Source organism: Streptomyces sp. NPDC094032 (assembly GCF_040303965.1).
Classification (GTDB): domain Bacteria; phylum Actinomycetota; class Actinomycetes; order Streptomycetales; family Streptomycetaceae; genus Streptomyces.
Map to the genome: position 1 here is coordinate 132,311 of NZ_JBEOUE010000003.1, position 24,478 is coordinate 156,788.

General features: G+C 73.5%; 31 protein-coding genes and 1 pseudogene. 28 read left to right on the forward strand and 4 right to left on the reverse strand.

The window, feature by feature from the left end; all coding sequences use genetic code 11:
• Positions 1-2: 2 nt before the first annotated feature.
• From ABTZ54_RS06790 to ABTZ54_RS06805, 4 genes and pseudogenes are all read right to left on the reverse strand, one after another.
• Positions 3-968: pseudogene (locus tag ABTZ54_RS06790) on the reverse strand (AMP-binding protein); the annotation flags it as partial.
• A 22-nt stretch (positions 969-990) separates the two neighbouring features.
• A complete protein-coding gene (locus ABTZ54_RS06795) occupies positions 991-2,790 on the reverse strand; it encodes a recombinase family protein (RefSeq protein ID WP_351657982.1) in 1,800 nt (599 codons plus the stop codon).
• Positions 2,787-3,182, reverse strand: coding sequence for a hypothetical protein (locus ABTZ54_RS06800; RefSeq protein ID WP_351657984.1), 396 nt, complete (start codon positions 3,180-3,182; stop codon positions 2,787-2,789). Before ABTZ54_RS06800 ends, ABTZ54_RS06795 begins: the two co-directional genes overlap by 4 nt.
• Before the next feature lie 25 nt (positions 3,183-3,207).
• The gene (locus tag ABTZ54_RS06805; RefSeq protein ID WP_351657986.1) at positions 3,208-3,708 is read right to left on the reverse strand and encodes an XRE family transcriptional regulator; all 501 of its coding nucleotides are present in this window, start codon (positions 3,706-3,708) and stop codon (positions 3,208-3,210) included.
• 225 nt (positions 3,709-3,933) lie between these two features.
• Here ABTZ54_RS06805 and ABTZ54_RS06810 point away from each other — a divergent pair, with 225 nt between their 5' ends.
• From ABTZ54_RS06810 to ABTZ54_RS06945, 28 genes are all read left to right on the forward strand, one after another.
• The gene (locus ABTZ54_RS06810; RefSeq protein WP_351657987.1) at positions 3,934-4,152 is read left to right on the forward strand and encodes an XRE family transcriptional regulator; all 219 of its coding nucleotides are present in this window, start codon (positions 3,934-3,936) and stop codon (positions 4,150-4,152) included.
• On the forward strand, positions 4,149-4,337 hold the full coding sequence (locus ABTZ54_RS06815; protein WP_351657989.1) for a hypothetical protein: 189 nt from the start codon (positions 4,149-4,151) through the stop codon (positions 4,335-4,337). Before ABTZ54_RS06810 ends, ABTZ54_RS06815 begins: the two co-directional genes overlap by 4 nt.
• Positions 4,338-4,401: 64 nt before the next feature.
• Positions 4,402-4,785, forward strand: coding sequence for a hypothetical protein (locus ABTZ54_RS06820; RefSeq protein ID WP_351657991.1), 384 nt, complete (start codon positions 4,402-4,404; stop codon positions 4,783-4,785).
• The gene (locus ABTZ54_RS06825) at positions 4,782-5,315 is read left to right on the forward strand and encodes a phiSA1p31-related protein (RefSeq protein WP_351657993.1); all 534 of its coding nucleotides are present in this window, start codon (positions 4,782-4,784) and stop codon (positions 5,313-5,315) included. Before ABTZ54_RS06820 ends, ABTZ54_RS06825 begins: the two co-directional genes overlap by 4 nt.
• Complete coding sequence (locus ABTZ54_RS06830; protein ID WP_351657995.1) at positions 5,312-6,466, forward strand: Rad52/Rad22 family DNA repair protein; 1,155 nt, start codon at positions 5,312-5,314, stop codon at positions 6,464-6,466. Before ABTZ54_RS06825 ends, ABTZ54_RS06830 begins: the two co-directional genes overlap by 4 nt.
• Positions 6,463-7,092 carry a hypothetical protein gene (locus ABTZ54_RS06835; RefSeq protein WP_351657997.1) on the forward strand — a complete coding sequence of 210 codons (630 nt, stop codon included), beginning with the start codon at positions 6,463-6,465 and terminating at the stop codon, positions 7,090-7,092. Before ABTZ54_RS06830 ends, ABTZ54_RS06835 begins: the two co-directional genes overlap by 4 nt.
• Complete coding sequence (locus ABTZ54_RS06840; RefSeq protein ID WP_351657999.1) at positions 7,089-7,328, forward strand: aromatic ring-opening dioxygenase LigA; 240 nt, start codon at positions 7,089-7,091, stop codon at positions 7,326-7,328. The genes ABTZ54_RS06835 and ABTZ54_RS06840 overlap by 4 nt, the downstream gene beginning before the upstream one ends.
• Positions 7,329-7,392: 64 nt before the next feature.
• Positions 7,393-7,677: a hypothetical protein gene (locus ABTZ54_RS06845; protein ID WP_351658001.1), complete on the forward strand. Its 285-nt coding sequence runs from the start codon at positions 7,393-7,395 to the stop codon at positions 7,675-7,677.
• Positions 7,674-8,570, forward strand: a complete 897-nt coding sequence (locus tag ABTZ54_RS06850) for a hypothetical protein (RefSeq protein WP_351658003.1) — start codon at positions 7,674-7,676, stop codon at positions 8,568-8,570. Before ABTZ54_RS06845 ends, ABTZ54_RS06850 begins: the two co-directional genes overlap by 4 nt.
• Positions 8,567-9,286, forward strand: a complete 720-nt coding sequence (locus tag ABTZ54_RS06855) for a zinc finger domain-containing protein (RefSeq protein WP_351658005.1) — start codon at positions 8,567-8,569, stop codon at positions 9,284-9,286. Before ABTZ54_RS06850 ends, ABTZ54_RS06855 begins: the two co-directional genes overlap by 4 nt.
• Positions 9,283-9,720: a hypothetical protein gene (locus tag ABTZ54_RS06860; protein ID WP_351658007.1), complete on the forward strand. Its 438-nt coding sequence runs from the start codon at positions 9,283-9,285 to the stop codon at positions 9,718-9,720. The genes ABTZ54_RS06855 and ABTZ54_RS06860 overlap by 4 nt, the downstream gene beginning before the upstream one ends.
• Positions 9,717-9,887 (forward strand): hypothetical protein, encoded by a 171-nt coding sequence (locus tag ABTZ54_RS06865; RefSeq protein ID WP_351658009.1) that lies wholly within the window; start codon positions 9,717-9,719, stop codon positions 9,885-9,887. Before ABTZ54_RS06860 ends, ABTZ54_RS06865 begins: the two co-directional genes overlap by 4 nt.
• Positions 9,888-10,018: 131 nt before the next feature.
• The gene (locus ABTZ54_RS06870) at positions 10,019-10,531 is read left to right on the forward strand and encodes an HNH endonuclease signature motif containing protein (protein ID WP_351658011.1); all 513 of its coding nucleotides are present in this window, start codon (positions 10,019-10,021) and stop codon (positions 10,529-10,531) included.
• Positions 10,531-11,004 (forward strand): single-stranded DNA-binding protein, encoded by a 474-nt coding sequence (locus ABTZ54_RS06875; RefSeq protein ID WP_351658013.1) that lies wholly within the window; start codon positions 10,531-10,533, stop codon positions 11,002-11,004. The genes ABTZ54_RS06870 and ABTZ54_RS06875 overlap by 1 nt, the downstream gene beginning before the upstream one ends.
• 83 nt (positions 11,005-11,087) lie before the next feature.
• On the forward strand, positions 11,088-11,747 hold the full coding sequence (locus ABTZ54_RS06880; protein WP_351658015.1) for a hypothetical protein: 660 nt from the start codon (positions 11,088-11,090) through the stop codon (positions 11,745-11,747).
• Positions 11,744-11,884, forward strand: coding sequence for a hypothetical protein (locus ABTZ54_RS06885; RefSeq protein WP_351658017.1), 141 nt, complete (start codon positions 11,744-11,746; stop codon positions 11,882-11,884). The genes ABTZ54_RS06880 and ABTZ54_RS06885 overlap by 4 nt, the downstream gene beginning before the upstream one ends.
• The gene (locus tag ABTZ54_RS06890; RefSeq protein WP_351658019.1) at positions 11,881-12,300 is read left to right on the forward strand and encodes a hypothetical protein; all 420 of its coding nucleotides are present in this window, start codon (positions 11,881-11,883) and stop codon (positions 12,298-12,300) included. Before ABTZ54_RS06885 ends, ABTZ54_RS06890 begins: the two co-directional genes overlap by 4 nt.
• Entirely contained in the window at positions 12,297-13,076 is a 780-nt protein-coding gene (locus ABTZ54_RS06895) for a hypothetical protein (protein ID WP_351658021.1), read from the forward strand. The genes ABTZ54_RS06890 and ABTZ54_RS06895 overlap by 4 nt, the downstream gene beginning before the upstream one ends.
• Entirely contained in the window at positions 13,073-13,897 is an 825-nt protein-coding gene (locus ABTZ54_RS06900) for a hypothetical protein (RefSeq protein WP_351658023.1), read from the forward strand. The genes ABTZ54_RS06895 and ABTZ54_RS06900 overlap by 4 nt, the downstream gene beginning before the upstream one ends.
• Before the next feature lie 216 nt (positions 13,898-14,113).
• Entirely contained in the window at positions 14,114-15,964 is a 1,851-nt protein-coding gene (locus ABTZ54_RS06905; protein WP_351658026.1) for a hypothetical protein, read from the forward strand.
• Between the two features lie 62 nt (positions 15,965-16,026).
• Positions 16,027-17,169, forward strand: coding sequence for a hypothetical protein (locus tag ABTZ54_RS06910; RefSeq protein ID WP_351658030.1), 1,143 nt, complete (start codon positions 16,027-16,029; stop codon positions 17,167-17,169).
• A gap of 117 nt (positions 17,170-17,286) precedes the next feature.
• Entirely contained in the window at positions 17,287-17,721 is a 435-nt protein-coding gene (locus ABTZ54_RS06915) for a hypothetical protein (protein ID WP_351658033.1), read from the forward strand.
• Positions 17,722-17,962: 241 nt separating this feature from the next.
• Positions 17,963-18,496 (forward strand): helix-turn-helix domain-containing protein, encoded by a 534-nt coding sequence (locus ABTZ54_RS06920; RefSeq protein WP_351658035.1) that lies wholly within the window; start codon positions 17,963-17,965, stop codon positions 18,494-18,496.
• A gap of 3 nt (positions 18,497-18,499) precedes the next feature.
• Positions 18,500-19,753, forward strand: coding sequence for a PBSX family phage terminase large subunit (locus tag ABTZ54_RS06925; RefSeq protein ID WP_351658038.1), 1,254 nt, complete (start codon positions 18,500-18,502; stop codon positions 19,751-19,753).
• A gap of 6 nt (positions 19,754-19,759) precedes the next feature.
• Positions 19,760-21,238 (forward strand): phage portal protein, encoded by a 1,479-nt coding sequence (locus tag ABTZ54_RS06930; RefSeq protein ID WP_351658041.1) that lies wholly within the window; start codon positions 19,760-19,762, stop codon positions 21,236-21,238.
• Positions 21,239-21,259: 21 nt separating this feature from the next.
• Positions 21,260-23,602: a phage minor capsid protein gene (locus ABTZ54_RS06935; RefSeq protein ID WP_351658044.1), complete on the forward strand. Its 2,343-nt coding sequence runs from the start codon at positions 21,260-21,262 to the stop codon at positions 23,600-23,602.
• A gap of 22 nt (positions 23,603-23,624) precedes the next feature.
• Entirely contained in the window at positions 23,625-23,792 is a 168-nt protein-coding gene (locus tag ABTZ54_RS06940) for an Rmf/CrpP fold protein (RefSeq protein ID WP_351658046.1), read from the forward strand.
• Between the two features lie 77 nt (positions 23,793-23,869).
• On the forward strand, positions 23,870-24,466 hold the full coding sequence (locus ABTZ54_RS06945) for a hypothetical protein (RefSeq protein WP_351658048.1): 597 nt from the start codon (positions 23,870-23,872) through the stop codon (positions 24,464-24,466).
• The last annotated feature ends 12 nt before the right edge of the window (positions 24,467-24,478 follow it).

Below are 24,478 nucleotides of genomic sequence, written 5' to 3' on the forward strand. Positions count from 1 at the left end.
GGTCAGAGCTGGGTGACGTCCAGTCCGCCTTCCGCGTACTGCTTGCGGATCACCTTCTTGTCGAACTTGCCGACGCTCGTCTTCGGGACGGCCCGCACGATCGCCCAGCGCTCCGGGAGCTGCCACTTGGCGATGCCGCCCTCGGCGGCGAGGAAGGCCCGCAGCTCCTCGTAGTCCGCGCTCGCGCCCTCCTTGAGCACGACGGTCGCGAGCGGCCGCTCGCCCCACTTCTCGTCCGGTACGGCGACGACGGCGGCCTCGGCGACGGCCGGGTGGGCCATGAGGGCGTTCTCCAGCTCGACGGAGGAGATCCACTCGCCGCCGGACTTGATGACGTCCTTGGCGCGGTCGGTGAGGGTGAGGAAGCCGTCCGCGCTGATGACGCCGACGTCGCCGGTCTTGAGCCAGCCGTCCTCGCTGAACTTGTCCTCGGGGCGCAGCTCACCGCCCTCGGCGCCGCCGTAGTAGGCGCCGGCGATCCAGTTGCCGCGGACCTCCAGCTCGCCGGCCGACTCGCCGTCCCAGGGCAGGATCTCGCCGCCGGGGCCGACCAGCCGGGCCTCGACGCCGGCGGGGAAACGTCCCTGCGTGACGCGGTACGGCCACTCCTCCTCGGGCGTCAGACCGGCCGGCGGGTGCGCCATGGTGCCGAGCGGGGAGGTCTCCGTCATGCCCCAGGCGTGGCAGAGGCGGACGCCCAGCTTGTCGTACGCCTCCATGAGGGAGGGCGGACAGGCGGCGCCGCCGATGGTGACCTGGGCCATCGAGGTGAGGTCGCGGGGGCGGGCGGTGACCTCGGCGAGCAGGCCCTGCCAGATGGTGGGGACGGCGGCGGCGTGGGTCGGCTTCTCGGCCTCGATCATGTCGGCGAGCGGGGCCGGCTGGAGGAAACGATCCGGCATCAGCATGTTGATGCCGGTCATGAAGGTGGCGTGCGGCAGGCCCCAGGCCAGGACGTGAGACTGTGGCTCTAAAGGGGGATGACGCGTTTTACCTGGTCAGAGCCAGGACAGACGGCCCGGCGGCGAGGGCCTGGGCGACGTCGTTCTCGGCGGCGGGCTCGGCCGGCCGCTCCCACAGGAAGTCGGGCGCCCATCCGGGCTGAGTCCCGAACGGCCCCTTGCAGACCTTCACGGGGGCCCACGGGTCCGGTTCCCACAGGGGGTGCACGTCGACGGCGACCCCTCTCAGGTACCCCTCGGGGCTGCGGTGGTCGAGCAGGGTGACGCGCCGGATCACCTGTTGGAGAAGGGCGTTGACTTCCACGGCGGTCAAGAGGTCCCACTCGGCGAGGAGTCCGACCACGATCGGGCGGACGTCCTTCTTGGTCGGCATGGCCTCTTGTTCCTCCGTCCCCTTCGTCTTGTTCAGGTCGATGGTAAGCGCGCCCTTACGGGCGAGCAGCTTGTCGCGTACGCGCGCGAACGAGTCGCCCGGGTACTTGTCGGGTTCGAGGGCGTTCTCTTCGATCAGCCGGTCGAGGGCGGCATCGATCCTGACCAACTCGCGTTGGAGGCTTGCCCGCTCGCGCTGCGCCCGCTCGCGCGGGTCCTCGGCCTTCGTCTCCCTTCCTTGTTGCTCGGGGACCGTCGGCAGGGCGTCGAGGGCGTCGACGACGTTGCGCGTCAGCCACGCTTTCACGTCGGCCTCGACCTGCGCGCGCTCCACGTTGAGCCCTTTCGGGCAGTCGATCCGGTTCGCGTGCTTGTTCCGGGAACAGACCACCCACCGACCGCGGACCTGTTCCTTGGTGACGGGGTCCGTGCCCGATCCGTGGCTCGCGGCGAAGCGGCACCGGGCGTGGGACATCAGGGCGGTAAGCGGGTAGGTCGCTTTCCGTGCTCGCGGAGGGGTCTTCTTCGTTTGGGCGCGGTGCGCGCGGTAGGCCCGCCACTGGTCGGGAAGGATGATCGCGGGCTGAGCCCCGGGAACGTAGAGCATCCGGTCGAACTTGCACTTGCTGATCGTGCCGGAGCTGTACGGGCAGGGGCATTCCGTGTCATGAACGCGGAGCAGGCCAGCCGCGAACCCGGAGTCGAGGTACCGGGCCACGCTCGTTCTACCCCACGCTTTCCCTTGCAAGGTCAGGATGCCCAGGTCTTCGTTCAGCCAGTGCGTAAGACTGTTGAAACCGTCGTGGTCCTCGGTCTTGCGCTCGTACAGCTCCTCCACGACCGATGCCAACTCGGGGTGAAAGGTGTAGTGCTCCTGCTGGAGACGCCACCCGGTGGGTTGCGTCGGGTCCATGACCTTGCGGGGGTGCCAGATGTAGCCGAACCGGTTGCGGCCCGTCGCGGGCAGTTTGAGTTCCTGCACCCGGTAGAGGTGAGTTTCCTTCCACTGTTCGGACGCGCGGTCCGACTCGTAGTTGCCGAAGGCGAACACCATGTCGCGCTGGAACTTGCCGATCGCGGTCGTGGCGTCGATGCGTTCGGTTGCCGACTCCAGTCGTCCGCCGGCGGCTTCCAACCGGGCGAGCCACATCACGTTGCCCGTTCGGTTGCGTCCGAACCGGCTGTAACGCCAGACGACGACGCCCCTCGCCTCTCCGGCCTCGACGCGCTCGACGCACGTCGTGATCTTCCGCTTGAAGTGACGGCCCGACTCGTCGAGGTCGATAACCCAATCGATGATCCGTACGCCGACGCTCGCGGCCCACGCCTCGATGGCGGCGCGCTGGAGTTCCGGCGATATCTTCTCCTCCTTCCACGTGGAGACTCTGATGTATGCGATCCACGCCTCGCCCAGTTCGAGCGGGCCGCGGAACGTTGCGGGTATGTCTACGTTCATACCGCTTTCCTGTTGTTGGTGTCCTTTCCGTCGTGCGGTCGGATCGGCCGCACGTTGCCGAGCAGGTCGTCGTCGCACAGGGCGTTGGTCCCGTGCGGGTCGTACTGCCCGGCTCCCTCGCCGCCACCCGGCGGGGCCGGGGCGTCGAGAAGTCCTTGAGAAACGTGGTCAAGCGCGAGGTTGTACCCGGCGCGGTGCGAATGGGCGAGCTGTTCCTCGGTCGCTTGCGCGGCGCGGTGTATCAGGGCGTAGCCGAGTGCGGGCATGGCCGCAACGGCGAGGAGCACCCCAAGGCGCCATGTGTGAAAGCTGTGGGTGAGGACTCCGACCAGGGCGACAAGGACGCCCAGCGTGATCAGGGCGGCCGACGTGGCGTAGAGGCGTCGGTTCATGGGGTGGAGTCCTCCGTCTGGTGGTTCAGTCGGCGAGCTGCTGCTCGCCGGGTGGTGGTTGGCGCCGCATGTTGTCGGTCATGTTCAGAAACAGTCGGCGCTCGGTGGGGTCGGTGATCCCCAGTTCGTCGGCGGCCTGGTCGGGCGTGATGCGTCGGCCCGGTGGGGCGGTGGGTCGCTGGACGGCCGCCAGTTCGTCGGGGGTGAGGACGCCGGCGCGCACGAGAACGTCGGCGTAGGGCTCGTGGATGGCTTCGGCCAGGGTGCGCAGTAGGCGGATGTCCGTCGGGATCTCGCTTTTGAGCAGTCGCATGACCGTCGTGAGGCTGATTCCGGCCTGTTCAGCGAACGCGCTGCGGCCCCCGCTGCGGGGGCCCGACAGGTCGTACCCAAGGGCTTCGAGCTTGACCGTAAGCCAACTGCCGAAGTCGGGGGACTCCGTAGACGCATGAGCGGGCGCAGGGGTTGTAGGGCGCTTGCTGTTTTTCATGGTTGAAAGATAGCGCGCCGGTCGCTTCTTGGACATGCCAAGTTCCAGACAGCCCTATTTGCCCCACAATCATCCCCCTTGACCCACTGCTCACGCCGAGTGATCTTGCTTGTTCGTACGTGTGACCGATTCTCATATGGCCGATAGTCGGACGTCAATGGACCTTTCCACGAAGTGTTTAAGAAGGAACTACCAACCTTGAAAATTAGCTGCTAACTTTCAACCTCGGTAGTTAGTTCGAGGTCGGAAGGAACCGCCCCCATGTACGACCGTGCCTTGCTGCACGCCGCCGCCCAGATGCGCGGCATCAAGACCCCCGCCCAGCTCGCCCGCGAGGCCGGTCTGACCACGGCCACCGCGTGGCGGATCTGGACCGGTGTCGGCGCCCCCCGCGGAGACCACGCCGCCCGCGTCGCCGAGGCCGTCGGTATCTCCGCGGCCAGCCTCTACACCCGCACCGCCGTCGAGGCCGCCGCGTGAACGGCGAGGTCATCCCGTACGAGCAGGCCATCGCGAACGCGCGGGCCGTCCTCGACCGCGCCCGGCTCCGCATCGCCCGCGACCGCGCCGCCGGACGCCTCTCCCCCGAGCACGAACTGATCTGCCGCCGCCTCGAACGCGAGGCCCGCCAGGCGCAGCGGGCCCCCGGCCGCCTCGCCGCCTGACCACGCAAAAGGGCCGCCCGGAAGCGACCCGGACGGCCCCAAGTCCCCCGAAGGAGACCGGAAAATGCAGAACCAGGGTACCCCTGCTCCCCGCGCCGCCGCCGCCATCCCCGGCGCCCGCGCGGCCCGCCGCCGCGCCGAGTTCGTCGACGTCGTCGCAAGGCAGCTTCACCAGATCGCGCCCGGCACGGTCCGCGTCCGCACCGTGCCCGTCCTGGTCGAGGACCGGCGCCGGATGTGGGTCGAGCTGATCGACGCGACCGGCGGAGTCGTCAGCACCAGCGCCGACCAGTGCCGCCAGGCGTACGGACTCCTGCGCCGGGGCTTCCCCGCGGCCGACTGGACGCGTCCCCGCCTGTACCTCGCCCCCACGGGCGAGCTGGTCGACGACACGCCGCGCGTCCCGGCCGAGCTGGGCATCGACACGGCCCCGGAGGTGACCGCGTGATCCTCCCGCAGCCCACCCGGGACAACCGCGCCATCGAGGTCCCCCTCGACCGGATCACCGCGCCCCTGCTCGACGCCCTCGCCCTCGCGTACGCGGACGACCCCGGCACGATCGGCGGCCTGCTCGCCGACCTCGCCGACGCCGTCGGGCACCGCGACCACCTCGACCGCGACCGGGCCCCGCAGCAGCGCGAGGCCGCCGCCGCGTGGGCCGACGCCGCCCGCGAGGCCGTCGAGGAACACCTCGACGACGCGGTGACCCGCCCCGTGCGCCTCACCGCGCGCGCCGCGCACCAGCTCGCCGGGCGCCTGGCCGCCCTCGCGCTCCGCGCCACCGGCACGGCGTACGTCGACCGCGACGGCGACCGGTGGGTCGCCACCGGCCAGACCACCCCGCGGGGCGAGCCGGTCATCGCGTGCCCCGCCCCCCGCACCGCCGACGACGCCGGAACCGGCCCGTCGCACCCGTGGACGCTGCCCGCCGTCCGCGCCCAGTTCGGCCCGCTCACCGAGGAGAACACCGCGGCATGACCGTCACCACCCTGCCCACCCCCCTTACCGGCCCCGTCGCGGTCGCCGTCCCCCCGGCCGCCGAGCAGACCGCCGGACCGCGCGACCTCACGCCCGAGCAGGTCAAAACCCTGTTGGCGCCGATCAACCCGAGCCGCGTGCAGACGCTCAACCGGCAGTCGCACGTCGAGGCGTGGGACGTCCGCCGGTGGCTGACCCGCGTGTTCGGGTTCGGCGGATGGAGCGTCGAGACGCTGGAACTCGCGTGCGTCGCGCAGATCGAACCGAGCCCCGGCCGCTGGACCGTCGTCTACCGCGCACAGGTGCGCCTCACCGTGCGTACCCCGGACGGCCGCACCCTGTCGTCGTGGGAGGACGGAGCGTCCGGCGACGCCCCGAATCAGAAGGCCATCGGGGACGCGCACGACATGGCGATGAAGACCGCCCTTTCCCAGGCCCTTAAGCGGTGCGCCGTCAACCTGGGCGACGGGTTCGGCCTGTCCCTCTACAACGACGGGTCGCGCCGGTCGGTCGTTCAGTGGTCCGCCGTGCACACCGCGCCGAAGGACCCCGACCAGGCCGCCGCCGAGGACGAGCCGGTGAAGCCGGAGCCGACGCCCGAGCAGCCCGTCGTCGAGCAGGCCCCCGCGCCCGCCCAGGCCCCGGCCGCCGCGCAGCAGCCGCGCCGCGCCGCCCCCCGGGCCCGCACCGAGCAGCGCCCCGCCGCACCGCAGCAGGAGCAGGCCGCGCCGAACGGCTACGTGACCAAGGCCAACGCCGCGAAGACGGCCGCCGACGTCCGCGTGCTGTACGACGCGGCGAAGGCCGAAGGAGTCGCGCCGGCCGTCCTCGCCGAGCTTGCCGAGATCGGCGGCACCAAGCCGGGCGCCCGGCGGAAGAAGGACACCGCCGCCCCGGCCGCGGCCCGGCCCTCGACCAGGCCCTCGCCGACAACCTCGACGACCAGCTCGCCCCCGCAGCAGGACGACGAGCACGTGATGGCCGCCGCCGAAGTCATCGACGCCGCCCGGGGCGCCGGGATCACCGACCGCGCCGAGGTCGACGCCCTGTTCGCCTCGCGGTTCGGGTGCGCCCTCACCGAGGCCGCCCTCAACCAGTTGCGCGAGATGCGCGACGACCTGATCGACGCCGCCGAGGAGACCGCCGCATGAGCACCGCGACCACCGCCCCCGAGCAGGACGTCGACCAGGACGTCGAGCAGCCCGCCGCGTCGCTCCGCGACCTCGCCATCGAGGCCGCCGCCCTCGACGTCCTCGCGGCCCGCGTCGCCGCCGCCAAGAAGGACGTCCGGGCCCGCCTACAGACCGCCCTCGACGAAGCCGCCCAGCGCGACGGCGTCGACCGCGTCGTCGCCGAGCTTCCCGGCGGACGGCCCGTCGCCACGGTTTCGCTCCGCCGGGGCAGCGTCGGCCCCGTCGTCGTCGACGAGGACGTGTTCGCCCGGTGGGTCGCCGCACGGTGGCCCGAGCAGCGCGCGGAGTTCACCGAGACCCGCGTCGTGCGCACGGTCAAGGCGTGGCGCGCCGCCGAGCTGGTCGGCGAAATGGCCGCGCTCGACCTGTCCATCGAGCAGGGCAAGAGCACGCGCCCGGCGATGTGGGCCGACCCCGACACGGGCGAACTGGTCGAGGTCCCCGGCGTCCTGATCAAGCCGACTAGCGCCCGTACGCACTCCCTCACGTGGCGCAAGGATGGCAAGGCCGCGACCGCGGAGGCGTGGCGGACCGGCGGGCGCGCGCAGCAGTTCGCCGCACTCACCACCGGGGCCGAGAAGTGACCCGGGCCGCCGAGCAGCGCCTCGCCGCCATGCGCCGCCGCCTCGACGAGCCGCCGCCCGAGAACGTCGCCGGGCAGCTCGCCGTCGACGTCCCGGCCGTTGTGTCCCCGCCGCCGGAGTCGTGCGGCTACGGCAACCCCCGATGCGAGGCCGTGCCCGCCCGCTTCTACCCGTGCGGGTGGAAGTGCGACGAGCACCAGCCCGCCCGCACCCACCGCCGCCGCACGAACCCGTGACCGGCCCCGGGGCGAGGTGATCCCGCCCTCGCCCCGGGCGCCCCCAGCAAGGAGCAACCCCCCGATGAGGGCTTTCTACCGCGGCTACAGCGCCCGTACGGGCCGCCGTGCCGCCCAGGTGCGCCGCCTGCACATCATGCGCGAGGACGGGCCCATGCCCGGCCGTCAGGGCGAGTGCGGCACCGCCGGATGGGACGTGACGCAGTCCCCGGCCGTGATCCTCGACCCCGCGTCCCCGTCCCCGCCCGCCGGTCTCTCGTGGTGCCCGCGCTGCGTCGGTCTGGCCGCCGCCCGTACCGGCCTGCTCGACCAGTGGGCCGCCCAGCTCGCCGCCGAGGTCGCCCGATGACGCTCGACGCGCAGGCGTGGGTGTGGCGCCACTCCCGGACCCGCGGGAACGCACGCGTCGTGATGCTCGCCATCACGGACGCCGTGACCGGCCTCGACGCCGAGGTGCGCATGGGCACGGCCGAGATCATGCAGCGGCTCAGCGTCGGCCGCTCGACCGCGCGGGCCGCCGTCGACGCCGCCCTCGCGTCCGGCGAGCTGGTCGAGGTCGAGCCCGCCAAGGGCAGCCGCGCCACGCTCTACCGCGTCCCCGGGGCCGTCGGCTACCGACGCGGTACCGGGCCGGAATCCGGCCCCATAGCCCCCGCAGCCCAGGGGCCGGAATCCGGTCCCCTAACGGCTACCGGGCCGGAATCCGGCCCCTTTACCGGGCCGGAGTCCGGTCCCCCCGTAGAGGTCCCGGACACCCTCTTTGGGGCCGAGATCCGGCCCCCTATGGGGCCGGAATCCGGCCCCCATCACTCACCCATAGAGGGACTGAGTGAAGGAGGGAGGGAGTACCGCGCCGACGTCGCCGTGATCCCGGCGAAGGTGCGCCCCCTGGTCGACCAGATCACCGCCGCCGGCGTCCTGGTCGCGTGGACCCTCGCCCCCGGCGAGTGGATCGTCGTCGAGGCCCTGATGAAACGTTCCGGCGTCGACATGCTCGCCACGGCCGCCGTGCAGGCCGCCGCCCGTAACCGCCGGGGCGTGTCCCACGCCCGCTACTTCCTGCGGACGTGGCAGGGCCTACCGCCCGCCCCGGAGCCCGGCACGGTCCCCGCCGCCACCCCGGCCGCGCCCGCCCGTTCGAACGTCATCCCCCTGGACCGCGCCCAGCAGCCCCGCGGACGCGTCGCCCAGTCCGCCGACTACCTCGCCGAAGCCCTCGCCGCCATGGAGGCCCAGCAGTGAACCCCCGCGAAGTCGCCGCCCTGATCGCCTACGTCGTCAAGCTCGACCCCCGCCTCGCCCTCGACGACCAGGCCGCCGCCGCCGAACGCCTCGCCCAGTGGTGCGACCTGCTCAGCGACGTGCCCGCCCAGGCGTCCGGGTGGGACGCCGCCCGCGTCGCCCGCGACTACATCGCCCGCAACCCGTACCGCATCCAGCCGTCGGACGTGTCCCGCCCGTGGCACACCCACAAGGCCGACGTCATGGGCCGTCACGTCGGCACGTTCGAGCCGACCGCGCACCCGGAAATCAACCCGGACGACGAGACCGGCAACGCGTTCGTGGCCGCGCTGCGCGCCGAGCGCCAGGCCGTCGCCGCCGGGCAACAGCCGCCCGTCACGCACCGGGCCATCACGTCGGGCCCGCCCGCCCAGCAGGTCGAGCGCCGCCTCGCCGCACTCGGTTCGTACATGCCGCCCACCGTCCGCCAGGCCCTCGCCGAGTTCCGGCCGCAGCGCGCCGCCCGCGAACGCCTCGCCGCCGCGAACCTGCCCGACCCGCTCGACGTCCCGTGCACGTGGTGCAAGGCGCCCGTCGGCCGGCCGTGCCGCGCCCCGCGCATGGCCCCGGGCAGCGACGCCATCGGCTTCCGCCCGATGAAGGCCCCGCACCCGACCCGCGTCGACGACGCCGCGGCCTACCACACCGCCGCCCAGGAGCAGGAGACCGCCGCATGAGCCCCACCCCGAAGCGCGCCCGCCCGGCCCACCGCCGCAAGGCATCCACCGGAGACCGCACCCGCAACACCAAGTCGCTCCGGATCGAGGCTAGTTGGAACCACCGGCCCGACGTGCCGGTCGTCGTCCGCACGTCCGACAGCAAGCACGCCCGCCGCGTCGTGCGCGAGCTGGTCGCCAAAGGGGCGTACGTGATCGTCCAGGAACACGCCGGTTGGGACCGGTGGACCACCGTCGAGGAGATCGACGGGCCCGCCCTGCTCGCCGAGGCCGCCGCCGAGCAGCACGCCGTCGAGGCCGCCGCGCACGCCCGTCGCCGCGCCCGCCTCGACGCCGAGGCCACCGAGTACGCCCGCAGGCTGATGATGCCGCCCGCGACCGTCCGGCCCGAGCACCGGCAGCGCGCCCGGCACATCACGGGGGCGCAGCGATGACCGCCCCCGCCGCCCTCGCCGTAATCCGGGCCGCGCTGGAGGAAGCCGCGCGCGAGCTGGTCGACGGCCCGGACGACGCCGCCCGGCGAGTTGCTGCCGAGTTGGAACGCTCCGGGTGGGACGTGCAGCCCGCGTACGGCTCGATACCCCCGGGCCCCCGGCCCTGACCAGCAGCGCAAGGGGGGTGCATCCCTGGAGACAACGCACCCCCCCGCCTGCTAACTTTCTGTCTCGGTAGTTAGTTGCTGCCGCACACGTCCCGGAAACCCGCCGCACATCCCCCCGGAGGTATGTCACATTGGCCCGCAGCACCCCGGCCGAGCGGTTCGCGGCCAAGACGTCCCCCGGCCCCGTTCCGGCCGGTCTCACCACCCCGTGCCTGCTCTGGCCCGAGGAATCCCTCGACCGCGACGGGTACGGCCGTTTCTGGGTTGACGGCCGCGTCGTCCCCGCGCACCGCTGGTCGTACGAGCGGCACCGCGGACCCATACCGGCCGGCCTCGAACTCGACCACACGTGCAGCGTCCGCCGCTGCGTCGCCGACGACCACCTCGACGCCGTCGACCACCGCACCAACGTTCTGCGGTCGACCGGCCCGTCGGCCGTCAACGCCCGCCGCACCGAGTGCGTCAACGGCCACGACCTCACCGACCCGGCCGTCGTCCACGTGGCCTACCCGCCGTCGCACCCGAACGGGATGCGCAAGTGCCGGTTGTGCGCCCGCACCCGCGCCCGCCGCGCCCGCGAGTCCCAGCTCGCCCCCGTCGTCACCCTTCCCACCCGCACCGCCCCCGAGAGGACCGCCGCCTAATGGCCGGAGAAACCCCAATCACCGTCGTTGGCAACGTCGTTGCCGACCCCGAGTTGCGCTTTACCCCCTCCGGCGCCGCCGTCGCGAACTTCCGGATGGCCTCGACGCCCCGCACCTTCGACCGCACCGCGAACGAGTGGAAAGACGGCGAGACCCTGTTCTTGTCCGTGTCCGTGTGGCGCCAGCAGGCCGAGAACGTCGCCGCATCTCTCAGCCGCGGCGACCGCGTGATCGTCGTCGGCACCCTCGCGCAGCGCACGTACGACAAGGACGGCGAACGCCGGGCGTCCTACGAGGTCAAGGCCGAGGACGTCGGCGCCGCGCTCAAAAACGCGACCGCCACCGTCACCAAGACCGGCGCCAGCAGCAACGCCCCCCAGGGATACGGCCAGCAGGCCCCGCAACGGCCGTACGGAGCCCCGCAGGGCGACCCGTGGGCCCAGCAGCAGCCCAGCGACGAACCCCCCTTCTAGACCCCCGCGCGTCCGGTCGCGCGCCCCCTCACGGGCAGGCGCGCACGCGAATATCACCCACCACTGACAGGAGCGACCCCACCATGACCCGCATACCCGACGCCATCACCTTCGCCTCGCTCGACACGCACCGCCTGATCGTCGCCGTCCCCAAGCACGGCCCCGCCGAGGTCGCGAGCAACCTCCCCCGCGAGGCCGCCGCCGACATGCTGCGCCAGCTCGCCGACCAGCTCGCCAGCCCGGCCGGCCGATGCGAGACCGCCCGGGTCACCGGCCGCCCGTGCCCCGTGCACGACGCCCCCGCCCCCGCCACCATCGGCGACCTGCTCGACCAGCTCGACCAGCTCGCCGACCAGCTTGTCGCCGAGGCCATCGCCCCCGAGCCCACCCCGGCCCCCGTGCCCGACGGCGACCTCGACCCCGCCACCGTGCGCGACGCCCTCGACTTCAACGACGGCGAGGACGACCCGGCCCTCGCCACCCTCCGCGACGTCCTGCTCGACACGTCCCTGTCCCGCACCCCCGACCAGGCCCTCGCCGCCGCCCGCATCCTTCTGACGGCCCACGCCCAGCAGCTCGCCGCCCTGATCGATGCGCACTACCGCGCCACCCGGACCCGATCGGGACTCACCCGTTCGTCGCGCGGCCTGCTCACCGGCTACGAGGGCGCCCGCAAGCTGGTCACCGCGTACGCCGTCCGCCTCGCCGACGAGCAGGCCCTCGCCGAGCAGGCCACGACGTGAACCTCGCCGTCGCGGTGAACCTCGCCGTCGCCGCCGCCCTGCTCGCCGCCGGGGTCCACCTGATCGCGTGGGTCCTGTCCGGCGAGCCCGGCCGCGTCCACCACCGGGCCCCCGCCCCGGAGCCCGAGCAGCAGTGAGCAGGCGCCCCCGGCCCTTGTGGCGGTACCTCGCCCACCGCACCGGCCTGGTCCTCTCCCCGTCCCTCCTGTTCTACGGCGTGCCGTTCTCGAACCGATGGCACCGCCGCCGCATCCTCGCCCGCAAGCAAGTCGCCCAGGAGCACCGCAAGTTGAGCACCGCGACCGAACCGGAGCAGTACCGCACCGACGCCTACGGCACCCCGTGCTACCGGCACACCGACCCCGACGGCGACCAGTTCCTCGCCGCCGCCTCGCTCATCCCCGGCGAAGGCCCCGGGACCGGCCCCGGGATCTACTTCCGCACCTCGCCCGCCGGCGCGTCGATCCCCCTCGACCACCTCGACCAGTTCATCGCGCGCCTGCACACGATCGCCGACGTTGCCCGCGCCGAAGCGGAGGACCAGCAGGCATGACCACCAAGCGCCGCAACCGCGACCGCGCCGACCGCCGGAAGGTCGTCGACGTCCTGCTCGCCCGCCTCGACCGCCTGTCCAACGCCGAGGCCGCCCTGTTGCGCGAGCACGTGCTCACCGAGCAGCGCCTCGCCGACGAGACCCGCGCCACCCTCACCACCACGGAGCACACCTGCGACCGGGCGCAGCGCACCGCCGAGGCCGCCGTCGAGGCCGCCGAGGAACGCGCCCGGACCGCCGAGCAGCAGCTCGCCGAAGCGAAGGAGTACGCCGCCCGCCAGGAGCGGACCGCCACCGGGCAGCGCGCCGCCGTCGACCGCGTCCTCGCCCTGGTCGGCCGCCGCGACGCCGTCCCGGCCGCCGCCGTGTGGGCCGCCGTCGACGCCGACCCCGCCGAGCACCGCAAGGCCGACGCCCTCGCCGACCGTTGGCGGGCCGACCGCTGCGCCCGCGCCCCGTTCCTCGCCGCCGCCAACTCGACCGAGGCCCGCCTCGCCGAGCAGCAGCGCGACCACGAGATCGCCCTCGCCACCGAGCGGCGGAACGTCGTCGAGGCGACTCGGGAACTTCGGACGGAGCGGCACCGCGCCCGCCGGTACCGCGCCGCATGGCTCGCCGCCCGCCGCGCCCGCCGAGCCGTCCGGGCCGCGCTTCCCGACGAGCCCCGGCCGCGGCTTGGCCTCCCGAACGACCTCGCGTACGCCACCGGCCGGCACGACCTCGCCGACGCCGTCCGCGACGCCCTCACCCACCCCGACCCGTGCGAGAACCGATGACCAGCCCCATATCCGGCGCCCGCGCCCAGGCCGCCGCCGACCTCGCCGCCGTCCGCGAGATGTGGGGCGACCTGCTCGCCGCCATCGGTGAACCCCCGCGCCGCACGGACTGGATGCCGTACGAGCGCAGGGGGTTCCTTGACCAGCTCGCCGCCGCCGACCGCGAGGACGACCAGGACGTCGAGGCCACCGTCGGTCGGCTCCCGCTCATCCTCCGGGAGCACCCCGCGCCCGCCGATTTGCGGGCCCTCGACGCCGCCCTCGACGCCGAGAACGCCTTGTTCGACATGTGCGACGCGGTCGCCGAGCGCGTGCAGCTCCCCGCGCGCGACCGCCACGGCCGGTGGACGCTCGGCGCCCCGGACGACGCCCGCCTGTGGCGCCTGCCCACGCACCGCGACGCGGGCCCCGGGGCGATCACCTCGACGGGGTCGCGCGTGTTCGGCCTGCACTGGGCGTGCGTGTGGCTGGAGGGCCGGGCCCTCGACGAGGACGACCGCGCCCTGTTCGTCCCCACCCCGGCGACCCTGGTCGACCAGATCGCCGACGTCGCCCGTACCGCGCGCCGCCGCGTCGAGGCCGCACTCGGACGCCAGACCAGGACGATCACGCTCGACGAGTCGTGCCCGTTCTGCACGACCGGCCGGATCACCGTGCACAACGGCGGGGGCGACCCCCGGGCCGCCGTCGCGACCTGCTCGACCGGGCCGTCGTGCCCGGCCCCCGCCGACACCGAGCGGGGGCGCCGGGCGTGGCGGGGGCCCGCCCTGGTCGAACTGGTCTCCGCGCTGGAGCTGGGGCGCAGCACCCCGGCCGCGTAGGGCACGGCGGGACACCCCCCGGGGAGCGCGGGCCCGGGGGGTGCCGTCGCGTCCGGGGCGCAGCATCACGGTTCGGTAACAGTCATCGCAACCATTGCTGTAATCATTGCCGTAACGGTTGCTGCAATGGTTACATCAGGACTCCGGACGGGCCCTCACCCCGGACGGAACGCCGGTCCTCACCCGGCGCCCACACAGCAACCAGGGAGCGACCCCATGGACCTGTACCGCTACTCCATCAACGCCACCCGCGGCGCCTTCCACTACGTGCGCGAAGTCGCCGGCGGAATGCTGGTCGCACTCTGCGGCCGGAACGCCGACGGCATGAACCCCCTCGCCGCCACCGTCCGGCACACCGAGTGCCGCCGCTGCGCCGACGCCCGCGCACACCACGCCCTGATGGCCGAGGCCCGCGGCGAGCAGCCCGCCGCCGTCGAGCCCGTCGTCGAGCAGCCGGTCGAGACCGCCGTCGAGACTCCGGCCGCGCCCGCCCTGTACCGCCCCGTCCGCTCCCGCCGCGGCGCCGGTCACTACCGCCGCCCCGGAACGGCGTCGAGCTACTGCGGGCGCACCGTCGAGGCCGCCCCCGTCGGTACCCAGTCCGTGACCGGCATATGCCAGCAGTGCGCAAAGGCCGAGCAGCGCGACCGCGTCGCCGCCGAGCAGGTCGCCGCCGACCGCAGCATCGACGGCCCCACCCTCGCCGAGCGCGCCGACGTCCGGTACGCCCTGGTCGGCACCGGCCGCCGCGTCCACTACTCGAACAACGACGACACCCTGTGCGGGCGCGAGGTCAGCCGGTACACCGACGGCACCGACGCGCGGCACCCGGAACTCTGCTCCCGCTGCATTGCCGCCGCCGAGCAGCGCGCGTACACCCGCGCCCTCGCCGCCGCCTCGCCCCTCGCCGCCGCCGCCGTCGACTTCGCCGAGACCGTCGAGCAGGCCGAGAAGACGGCACCGGTACAGGCCGCCGCCGTCCGCGACGAGCCGTCCGACTGGTGGACCATCATGGACCCGGCCAGCGGCGCCGAGGTCGCCCGTGTCTACGGCGAGACCTACCAGGAGATGACCCCGCGCGCCGAGGCCCTGCCCGAGGTCCGCGCCCTTCTCCGGCGTCACCGGGGCTTTTCCCGCCGCCGCCTGCTCCTTTCCGAGCTGACGCCCGCGCAGCTCGCCGAGCAGCGCGTCGCCGCCGACTTCGCCCAGGCCGCGCACGCCGTCGACGCCGTCGAACACGCCGAGCAGACCGAGGCCGCCGTCGCCACCGTCGCCGAGGCCGTCACCTTGTACGACGCCAGCCTCGCCGCCGACGGCCTGGTCGACGACGAGCTGCGGCACGCCGCCGCCCTGGTCACGGAGGCCGAGGCCACCGAGGGGACGTGGCGCGGGCAGTGGATCGGCGACGACCCGGCCGTCGCCCCCCTGTTCACCCCCGCCGGTACGGTCGAACAGGGAACCCTTTTCCACGCTCACGCCACCACTTCCGCACCTGAGCCGGTCGTCGTCCGCGTGGCCTTCACCCCCGCCGTCCTCGACCGCGCCCGCGCCCAGGCCGCCGCCGACCGTGAGGCGTACCGCGCCGAGACCGACGACCGGATCGCCGCGGAGTGCGCCGCCCACGGCGTGGCCCCGTCGCAGGGCGTACAGGACCGGATCGCCGCCCGCGCCGCCGAGCAGGCGCCCGCCCGCCGCGTGATCGAGGGCGTCGTCGTCGAGCACAGCGGCACCACGCGCGGGACCGCCCCCAGGCACTCGACCGACTCGGACGCCCGCGCCGCCCTCGACGTCCTCGCGTCCTTCCGCCTCGCCGAGGTCACCGACCACACCGACATTGCCGCCCAGCCCGGCGCCCCCGACCACGCCCCGGCCGCGTGGGGTTTCCTGGTCGAGCCCCGCGGGCACGGGCGCGTCGCCGTCTACTGGATCGAGGCCGGCCGTTACGTCCGCTCCGACGGAAAGCCGTTCGCCGTCGAGCTGGAGATCGGCGCCGACAAGCTGCGCAAGGCGGGGTGGACGATCGAGCCGAACACCCGCCGATGCGCCATGGCGTGGCGCCCCGAGTGACCACCTGACCGCCCGCCCCCGGCCGGGGGCGGGCCCCGTACCCACCAGACAGGAGCAGCACCGTGGAACCCAACGAGCCCACCGTCGCCGAACTCCGGGCGTACCTCGCCCAGCGGATCGCCGAGCCCGGCAACGGGTTGCAGACCGACATCGTGCAGTCGTTCGTCGACATGCTCGACGACTACACCAAGGAGCACGCGGCGAAGGCCCCGACCACCGCCGTCTACCAGCGCGCCCCCTACGGCTACCGCCGCAGGAAGACCGCCGCCGAACGCGTCGCCGACGACCTGAACCGCCGGGGCGTACCGGTGCCCGAGACTGCCACCGGCCGGTTCGCTGCGCAGATGTACGAGCTGTACCACCAGTTCGAGGAGGAGCGCCGCGCCGAGATCATCGCCGCCGGCGGCGACCCGGACGAGGACGCCGAGCTTGACCCGCTCAGCCGCGAAGCCCTGGTCAACCTCACCCGCGACCACCGCAGCGCCATGCGCCCCGCGGCCGACGCGCAGCAGTACGACGACCTGATCGAGGAAATTGCCGACACGTACACCCTGGCCGACGTCCGGGTGATCCGGGGCGCGTGGGCGGCGATCACCGAAGCCATGCCGCGGATTGCGTACGTCGCCCGCCAGGACGAAGGCCGGAGCCCCGACGAGATCGCCAAGGCGACCGGGTACACGGTGAGCCGAATTGCCCAGCTCATCCGGCAGGAGAAGCAGCGCGCCGCCGCCGTCCCGCTCACCCAGTACACGTGGCGTGTCGACACGCTCGACGCCGACGGCTGGACGGACCGCGAGCACGGCGACGACGAGGCGACGCCGTCCGGCCTCGCCCAGCTCGCCGAGCGCGTGCTCGCCGAGACCGGCGCCCGCGACAAGCGCGCCCGGGTCTTCATCTGGGAAGGCGAGGAGGCCGGTACCGAGGACGACGTCGCGTACGCCGTCGAGCGCCCCGCCGAGTGGGACGCGTTCGTGACCGTTGAGCAGTGGGACGGGGCGGACTGGCGCGGCCTGTCCGACGAGAGCGTGCCCAAGACCGTCGAGGAGCCGGAAGCCCTCGCGAGCCGGATTCTCGGCGTGGCCCGCGAGCGTCTGCCCCTCGCCGCCGTGCGCGTGCGCGTGTGGCACTTCGGCGAGAGTGACGGGCCGCACCTCGCGCAGGCCGTCGCCGTCCCGCCGGGCGTCACCGTTCCCGACACCGAGTAGACCCGCAGCACAAGAGCGGGCCCGCCCCCAGTCCTCACAACCGGAGCGGGCCCTAGACCAGCCCGGCCCCCAGTCCTCACAACCGGGGCGGGCCTGACCACCAAGGAGCGACCCCAGATGGCTACCGCCAAGCGTACCCAGCCCACCCCGCCGGCATCCGGCACCCGTCCGTCGGTCCGCGTCGACGACCAGCTCGCCGCCGACCTCGCCGTCGTCATGCGCACGGGCGCCAACTTCACCGACGCCGTCCGACAGTGCGTCCGACAGGTTGCTGACATGTACCGCCTCGCGTGGGCGGAAGATGTGACCCCCGTCGGCACCGCGCCGGTCCTGCTCGCCTACCAGCTCCAGCAGGCCCCCAACGTGGTGCCGCCCCGTCCGACGCCCGCCCCGCCCGCGACCAGCGGGTATGACGCCCGTCGGACGCCCCCGGCCCCGGCCGTCGGACACCCGGCCGCCCCCGTCGGACCGCCGTCGGCACCGCTCCCCGGCCGCGGGCCCTCGCCGCGTCGCTCCGGGCCGTTCCCCGGCGTACCCGTCCGACGCCCGTAGTACGGAGCGCCCCCGCCGTCGGACACGGACGACCGGACGCGGGCCCCCTCACGCGCGGGGACCGATCACCACTTGCGCCGTTATCGATCTGTGACCTAATGTTGGGGGCGTCTCCGGCGTGCCCGGAGAAACCCAGACCGCGCCCCGCGAGCCGACACCGCCGCGAGGACGCCCCCCTTGACGCCCCGCCGGTCACCCCCGGCGGGGCGTTCGCATGTCCCCGGCGAGGAGGTGACCGCCGATGGCACGCCCCATCACGGACGCCGACCGCCGACAGGTGCGCGAGCTGCACGCCGCGGGGAAGTCCCGCAACGAGATCGCCCGCGCCCTCGACCGCTCCCCCTCGACCGTGTCCAAGATCGCCGCCGCATTCGAGCCGCCCCTCTCGTTCGACCGCGCCGAGCAGGTCGAGGCCGCGACCCGCGTCCGTACCGCCGACCTCGCCGCCCGCCGCGCCGCCCTCGCCCTCGCCCTCCAGGACGACGCCGAGAAGCTGCGGGCGCAGCTCTGGGAGGGAACGACGCACGGCGAGTTCGCCGGCCGCGACGGCGAGTGGCACGAGACCTACCTCGACCGCCCCCGCTTCCCCGATCAGCGCGCCATCGTCGCCGCCGTGCAGACCGCCGTCGGCACCTCGCTACGCCTCACGCCCGCCGAAGGCGGAGAGGACGCCGCCCAGGTGCGTTCGATGCTCGGCGCACTCGGCGAGGCACTGACACAAGCCGCCCACGACGACCAGCCCCTCGACGACGAAGGGAGCGACGCCGGGGGGTGACCGGTGCTCGACCTCGACCGTCTGCCCCTGTCCCGGAAGCAACTCCTGTCGATCGGGCAGGCGACCGCCCGTATCAACCTGTGGCACGGGTCGGTCCGCAGCGGAAAGACGATCGCGAGCCTGCTCGCCTTCATGATCGCCGTTGCCACGGCGGGCCCCTCCGGACTCATCATCATCATCGGGCGCAGCCTCCAGACGATCGAACGCAACGTGCTGGAACCCCTCCAGGACCGCAGCTTGTTCGGTCCGATGGCCCGGCACGTCGTGCACACCCGCGGGGCGACCACGGCCGTCATCCTGGGGCGCACGGTGCACCTGATCGGCGCCGCCGACGCCCGCGCCGAGGGCCGCCTACGTGGCCTTACGGCGCAGCTCGCGTACGTCGACGAGGCAACGCTGATGCCCGAGGCGATGTGGACACAGACGCTCGCCCGCCTGTCTGTCCCCGGGGCGAGGCTCTACGCCACAACCAATCCGGACAGCCCGAGGCACTGGCTCAAAGCCCAGTACCTCGACCGCGTCGGCGAGCTGGACATGAGGGCGTGGCACTTCCGCCTTGCCGACAACCCCAGCTTGTCGGCCGAGTACATCGCCAACCTCGCCGCGGAGTACACCGGCCTGTGGCGCAAGCGCATGATCGACGGCCTGTGGGTCGTCGCCGAAGGCGCCATTTACGCCGACTGGGACGAGGCCCGGCACGTCGTCGACACCCTGCCCGAGATGCATCGGCACTGGTTGGGCATCGACTACGGCACGACCAACCCGTTCTCCGCGGTCCTGCTCGGACTGGGCGTCGACGGCCGCCTGTACGCGTGCGCAGAGTGGCGGTACGACGGCCGCCAGGCGCACCGGGCCATGACCGACGCGCAGTACAGCGACGCCGTCCGGGCATGGCTCGCCGACCTCGACGTCGTCCCCGAGTGGACGTTCGTCGACCCGTCGGCGAAGTCGTTCAGTACCCAGCTTTGGCAGGACGGACACCCCGGCATCGCCCGCGCCGACAACACCGTCGCCGACGGCATCCGCAGCGTGGCGAACCTGCTCGCCGCCGACCGCCTGCTCATACACCGTTCCTGCGAGGGCCTGCTCGGCGAGTTCCCCGGCTACTCCTGGGACACCAAGGCCACTGAACGCGGCGAGGACGCCCCGTTGAAGGTGGACGACCACAGCGTCGACGCGATCCGCTACGCCGTCCACTCGACGTCGCACGAGTGGCGCCACCTGCTCACCGCCCCCACCAGCACCGCCAGGAGGTGAGCCCGCATGGCCCTGCCCGAGAACAACGCAGCGTGGCCGCCCCCCGAGTGGGCCCCGTACTTCGACCGGATAGCCGTTGACGACGCGTGGTACTCCGGGGACCGGGGCAGGCTCGCCCGGATCTACGGCCGCGACCAGGCGAAGGCACCGCGCCGCCGCCTGTGGTCCCGCCGCAGCACCGCGCACCGCCCCGCCGCCGACACCCGCCTGCACGTCCCGTTCGCCGGGGACATCGCACAGACCAGCGCCGACATGCTGTTCGCGGACATGCCGCGCATCGTCGTCGAGGACACCGCGACACAGACCCGCCTCGACCAGCTACTCGACGACGGGCACGCGCAACAGATGCTCCTGTCGGCCGCCGAGCAGTGCGCCGCCTTGTCCGGCGTGTTCCTCCGGACGGCGTGGGACCGCGAGCTTGTCGACCGGCCCCTGATCACCGCCGTGCAGCCCGACCAGGCGATCCCCGAGCACCGGTTCGGGATGCTCGCCGCCGTCAACTTCTGGCGGGACCTCCCGGGCAGCACCACACAGCAGGTGTGGCGGCACGTCGAGCGGCACGAGCCCGGCCGGATCGTCCACGCCCTCTACCAGGGCAGCCCGAGCAGCATCGGCCGCCGCGTCCCGCTCCCCGAGCACCCCGACACGGCCGGCCTGGTCGGCAGTATCGAACGGGACGGCGAGTCCACGCTCACCGGCATACGCCAGTTGACCGCGGCCTACATCCCGAACATGACCCCGAACCGGCTGCACCGGGGTTCCCCGATGGGCCGGTCGGACTACGCCGCGCCGATCTATGACCAGCTCGACAGCCTCGACGAAGTGTGGACGTCGTGGATGCGCGACATCCGCCTCGCCCGCGCGCGCCTGATCGTCCCCGACGGGTACCTGCGCAGCAACGGCCCCGGCCGCGGCGCCACGTTCGACGAGGACGCCGAGGTATACGCACAGCTCAACATGCCGCCCACGGAGAACGGCGGCATCACCCTGTCTCAGTTCGAGATCAGGGTCGAGGAACACCAGCGCACCGCCGAAGCCCTGATGAGGCAGGCCGCCCAGTCCGCCGGGTACGCGGCACGGGCGTTCGGCCTCGACCAGAACGGGGGGTCGGCCCGCACAGCGACCGAGGTCGACAGCGAGGACGACAAGTCCATGATCACGCGCGGGAAGAAGGCCGGGCACTGGAAACAGGGCCTTGCCGACGTCCTGTCCGCAACGCTCGCCCTCGACGCCGCCCAGTTCGGCACCCGGGTACTCCCGGAGCGCCCGCGGGTGGAGTTCTCCGACGGCGTCGCCGAATCGCCGATGGACACCGCGGCCACTCTCGAACTCCTCACCCGGGCCCAGGCCGTGAGCACGGCGACGCGGGTCAAGATCCTGCACCCCGAGTGGAACGACGCCGAAGTCGCCGCCGAAGCCGCCGCGATCCTCCGGGAGACCGGCACCGCAGCGCCCGACCCGGGCGACACCTACCCCCTGATCTGACGACGACCAGGGGGTGAGCGCGTGCCGATTCACCCGGGCATGGTCGAGGATCTGGCCGCGACGACCCGCGACCTGTACGCGGGCGCCGAAGAACGGTTGCTCGGCATCATCGCCCGGCAGCTCGCGGCCGGCCTCGACGCCCCCGGGTGGGTCGAGGCCAAGCTCGCCGCCGTGCAGCAGGTCAGGCGCGCCTCGCAGGCCGTCGTCGACGAGCTGGGGCGCGCCGTCGAGCTGGACGTGTTCGACGCGGTCGCCGAGGCGTACAACGTCGGGCACCGGGCCGCGGTCTCGGAGCTGGGCGCCCTGTCCGACGAGGCCGTGCGCCTGGTCGACGACCGCGTGCCGAACGCCCAGGCCGTCGACCGCCTCGCCGCCGAGGCCGTCGACGTCGTCACCGCGACGCACCGGTCGATCCTGCGGGCCGTCGTCGACACCTTCCGGGCCGTCGTCGCGTCCGTCGCCGCTACGCCCCTTCTCGGCATCGGCACCCGCCGACAGGCCACACAGGACGCCATGCGACGGTTCGCAGACGCCGGTATCCGGGCGTTCGTCGACAAGGCCGGCCGCCGCTGGCAGCTCACCTCTTACGCCGAAATGGCCGTGCGGACCGCGACCGCGCGGGCCGCGACCGAAGCCCACATGCGCACCCTCGCCGACGCGGGGGTCGAACTGGTCGTCGTCAGCAACGCCCCCCGTGAGTGCCCCCTGTGCGCCCCGTGGGAAGGCCGCGTATTGACGATCAGCGGGCCCGGCGGACCGCGCACGGTCGAGGTCGAGCACGCCGTCGAGGACGGCCGCATGGTCCCCGTCCGCGTCGCCGGAAGCCTCGACGAGGCCCGCGCCACCGGACTTCAACACCCCAACTGCCGCCACTCCGTCAGCCTCTACTCGCCCGGCCTCACCCGCATTGAGCAGGCCAGCAGCGACCCCGCCGGGTACGCCGCCGGGCAGCGTCAGCGGGAGATCGAACGCGGCATACGGAAGTGGAAACGGCGCGAGGCCGCCGCCGTCACCCCGGAGGCCAAGCGCGCCGCCGGCCGAAAGGTCCGCCAGTGGCAGGGCCACATGCGCGACCACCTCGCCGCACACCCTGACCTGCGCCGCAACCGTGAGCGCGAGAAGGTCGGGGCCGGGAACCTTCCCGAGAAGCGCACGGAGGCGACGCCCGAGCAAGTCGAGGCCGCCCGCGTGTGGTCCGGCGACGACGCCAGCGTGCGCGCCATGAGCGACGACGACCTCGCCGCCGCCATGCGCTCGAACCTGCTCGACGACCGCGCCCGCCGCAGGGTCGAGGCCGAGGCCGACCGCCGCGACCTCGACCGCCTGCTCGACCGCGCCGCCCCCGGCGGCACCCTCGCGGCCGACCTCGCCGAGTTCAGCGACGCCGAGCTTGGCCGCGTGATCGGCCACGTCGACGACGCCGACGCGCTGCGGATCGCCGCCGAGCTGGACCGCCGCGACGTTGCCGCACGGCTCCCGGGCGTCCGCCCGGACCTAGTCGGTCTGTCCGACGACGACCTCGCCGCCCGCGTCCGGCACGCCATCGAACACGGCACGGACGACGTCGACCAGCTCGCCGCCGAGGCGCACCGCCGCGACCAGCTCGCCCAGGTGTTCCCCGGCGGGTACCTGCTCGACGACCTGTCCGGCCTGTCCGAGGATCAGCTCGCGTGGGCGATGCCGTACGCCACCGAGGCCGAACTACTGCGGATAGCCGACGAGTTCGACCGCCGCGACGGACCCGACGCGGACCCGCTTCCCGCCCCGGCCGACACGGGCGACCCCGTCGCCGACATGCTCGCCGACCGCGACGCCGTCGCCGAGGTGATCAGCACCTTGCCCGACCCCCTGGTGTGGGGCGTCCTCGCCGGGGACGGCGAGACCACCGCGCCGCGGGACTGGGCAGCGCTCACCGACGAGGAGATCGAGGCACTGCCCGACGAGGAGTTCGCCCAGTTCCGCGACTCCGAGGCCGCCGCCGCCTACTGGCAGCGGGTCGCCGACCGCGAGGCGAAGGCCGCCGAGGAGGCAGGCGAGGAGGCGCAGCCCGAGCGCCGGATCACCCGCGCCGAAGCCCGGGAGCTGTACTGGGAATGGGTACAGCGCCAGATCGCCGCCGCCGAGGCCGCGACCAACGGGTACATGTTCGCCAAGAAGTACGCCGCCCAGAACCTCAGCTACGAGTCGTTGTTCACCGGCCCCCACCGGATCGGCTACGCCCGCGCGTCCGAGGAGCTGAAAGAGTGGTGGGAGTCCAACCCCCGTTTGACGCAGGCCGAGTTCATCACGCAAGTGACCGGCAAGACGCAGCGCTGGGCGAACCGCGCGAGCGAGAATCGGACGGACCACGAACAGCGGAGGTGAACCCGTGGGCGCGCGAGGTGACGTGATCCGAGCCATCGTTGCCGGACGACAGGCCGGCCGCCAGGACGCCCCGGTGGGCGCCTGCCCGTATCCGCCGACGTCGCTCTTGCGGACGGCGTGGATCAGGGGCCACGCCGAGACCCGCCGTCCCCCGCCCGTCGACGACGACCAGGACGTCGACGCCACCTGACCCCCCGCAGCACCCGAAGGGCCCGCCACCGCGCGGGCCCTTTTCGTATGCCCGCACACCCCCGAGGAGAGCCCCCCGTGCCGCCCGAGCCCGCCCCGACCCCGGCCCCGTCGACCGACCCGTCGACGCCCCCGAACCCGGCCCCGACCGGCCCCCCGGCCGCGCCCCCGTCCCCGCCCGCCCCGGCCCCGGCGCCCGCGCCGACGGCACCCACCGAGGGTGACCTGTCCGCGCTCCCCGAGTGGGCACAGGAACGCATCCGCGCCGCGGAGGCCGCGAAGGAGCAGGCCCCGCCCGCCCCGCCCGCGCCCGAGCCCGGCGCCGAGGGCGACACCTCCCGCCTGCCGAAGTGGGCACAGCAGCAGCTCGCCGCCGCGCAGGAGCAGGCCAAGACCGCCGCCATCCAGGCCGCCGTACTGCGCGTCGCGCCGACGGCCGGAGGAAACGTTTCCGCCCTGCTCGACTCCCGCGCCGCCATGACCGCGCTTGCCGCGGTCGACCCCAACGACCCGGCCGCCGTGACCGAGGCGATCAAGGCCGCCGTCCAGGCACAGCCGCACCTCGCCGTCGCCGTCGGGCCCGCCCGCGGGGGCGCCGACTTCGGCACCGCCACCCCGCCCGAGCGCCGCCCCGGATCGCTGCACGACGCCATCGCCGCCCGTCTGGGCGCCTGAACCAGGAGTAAC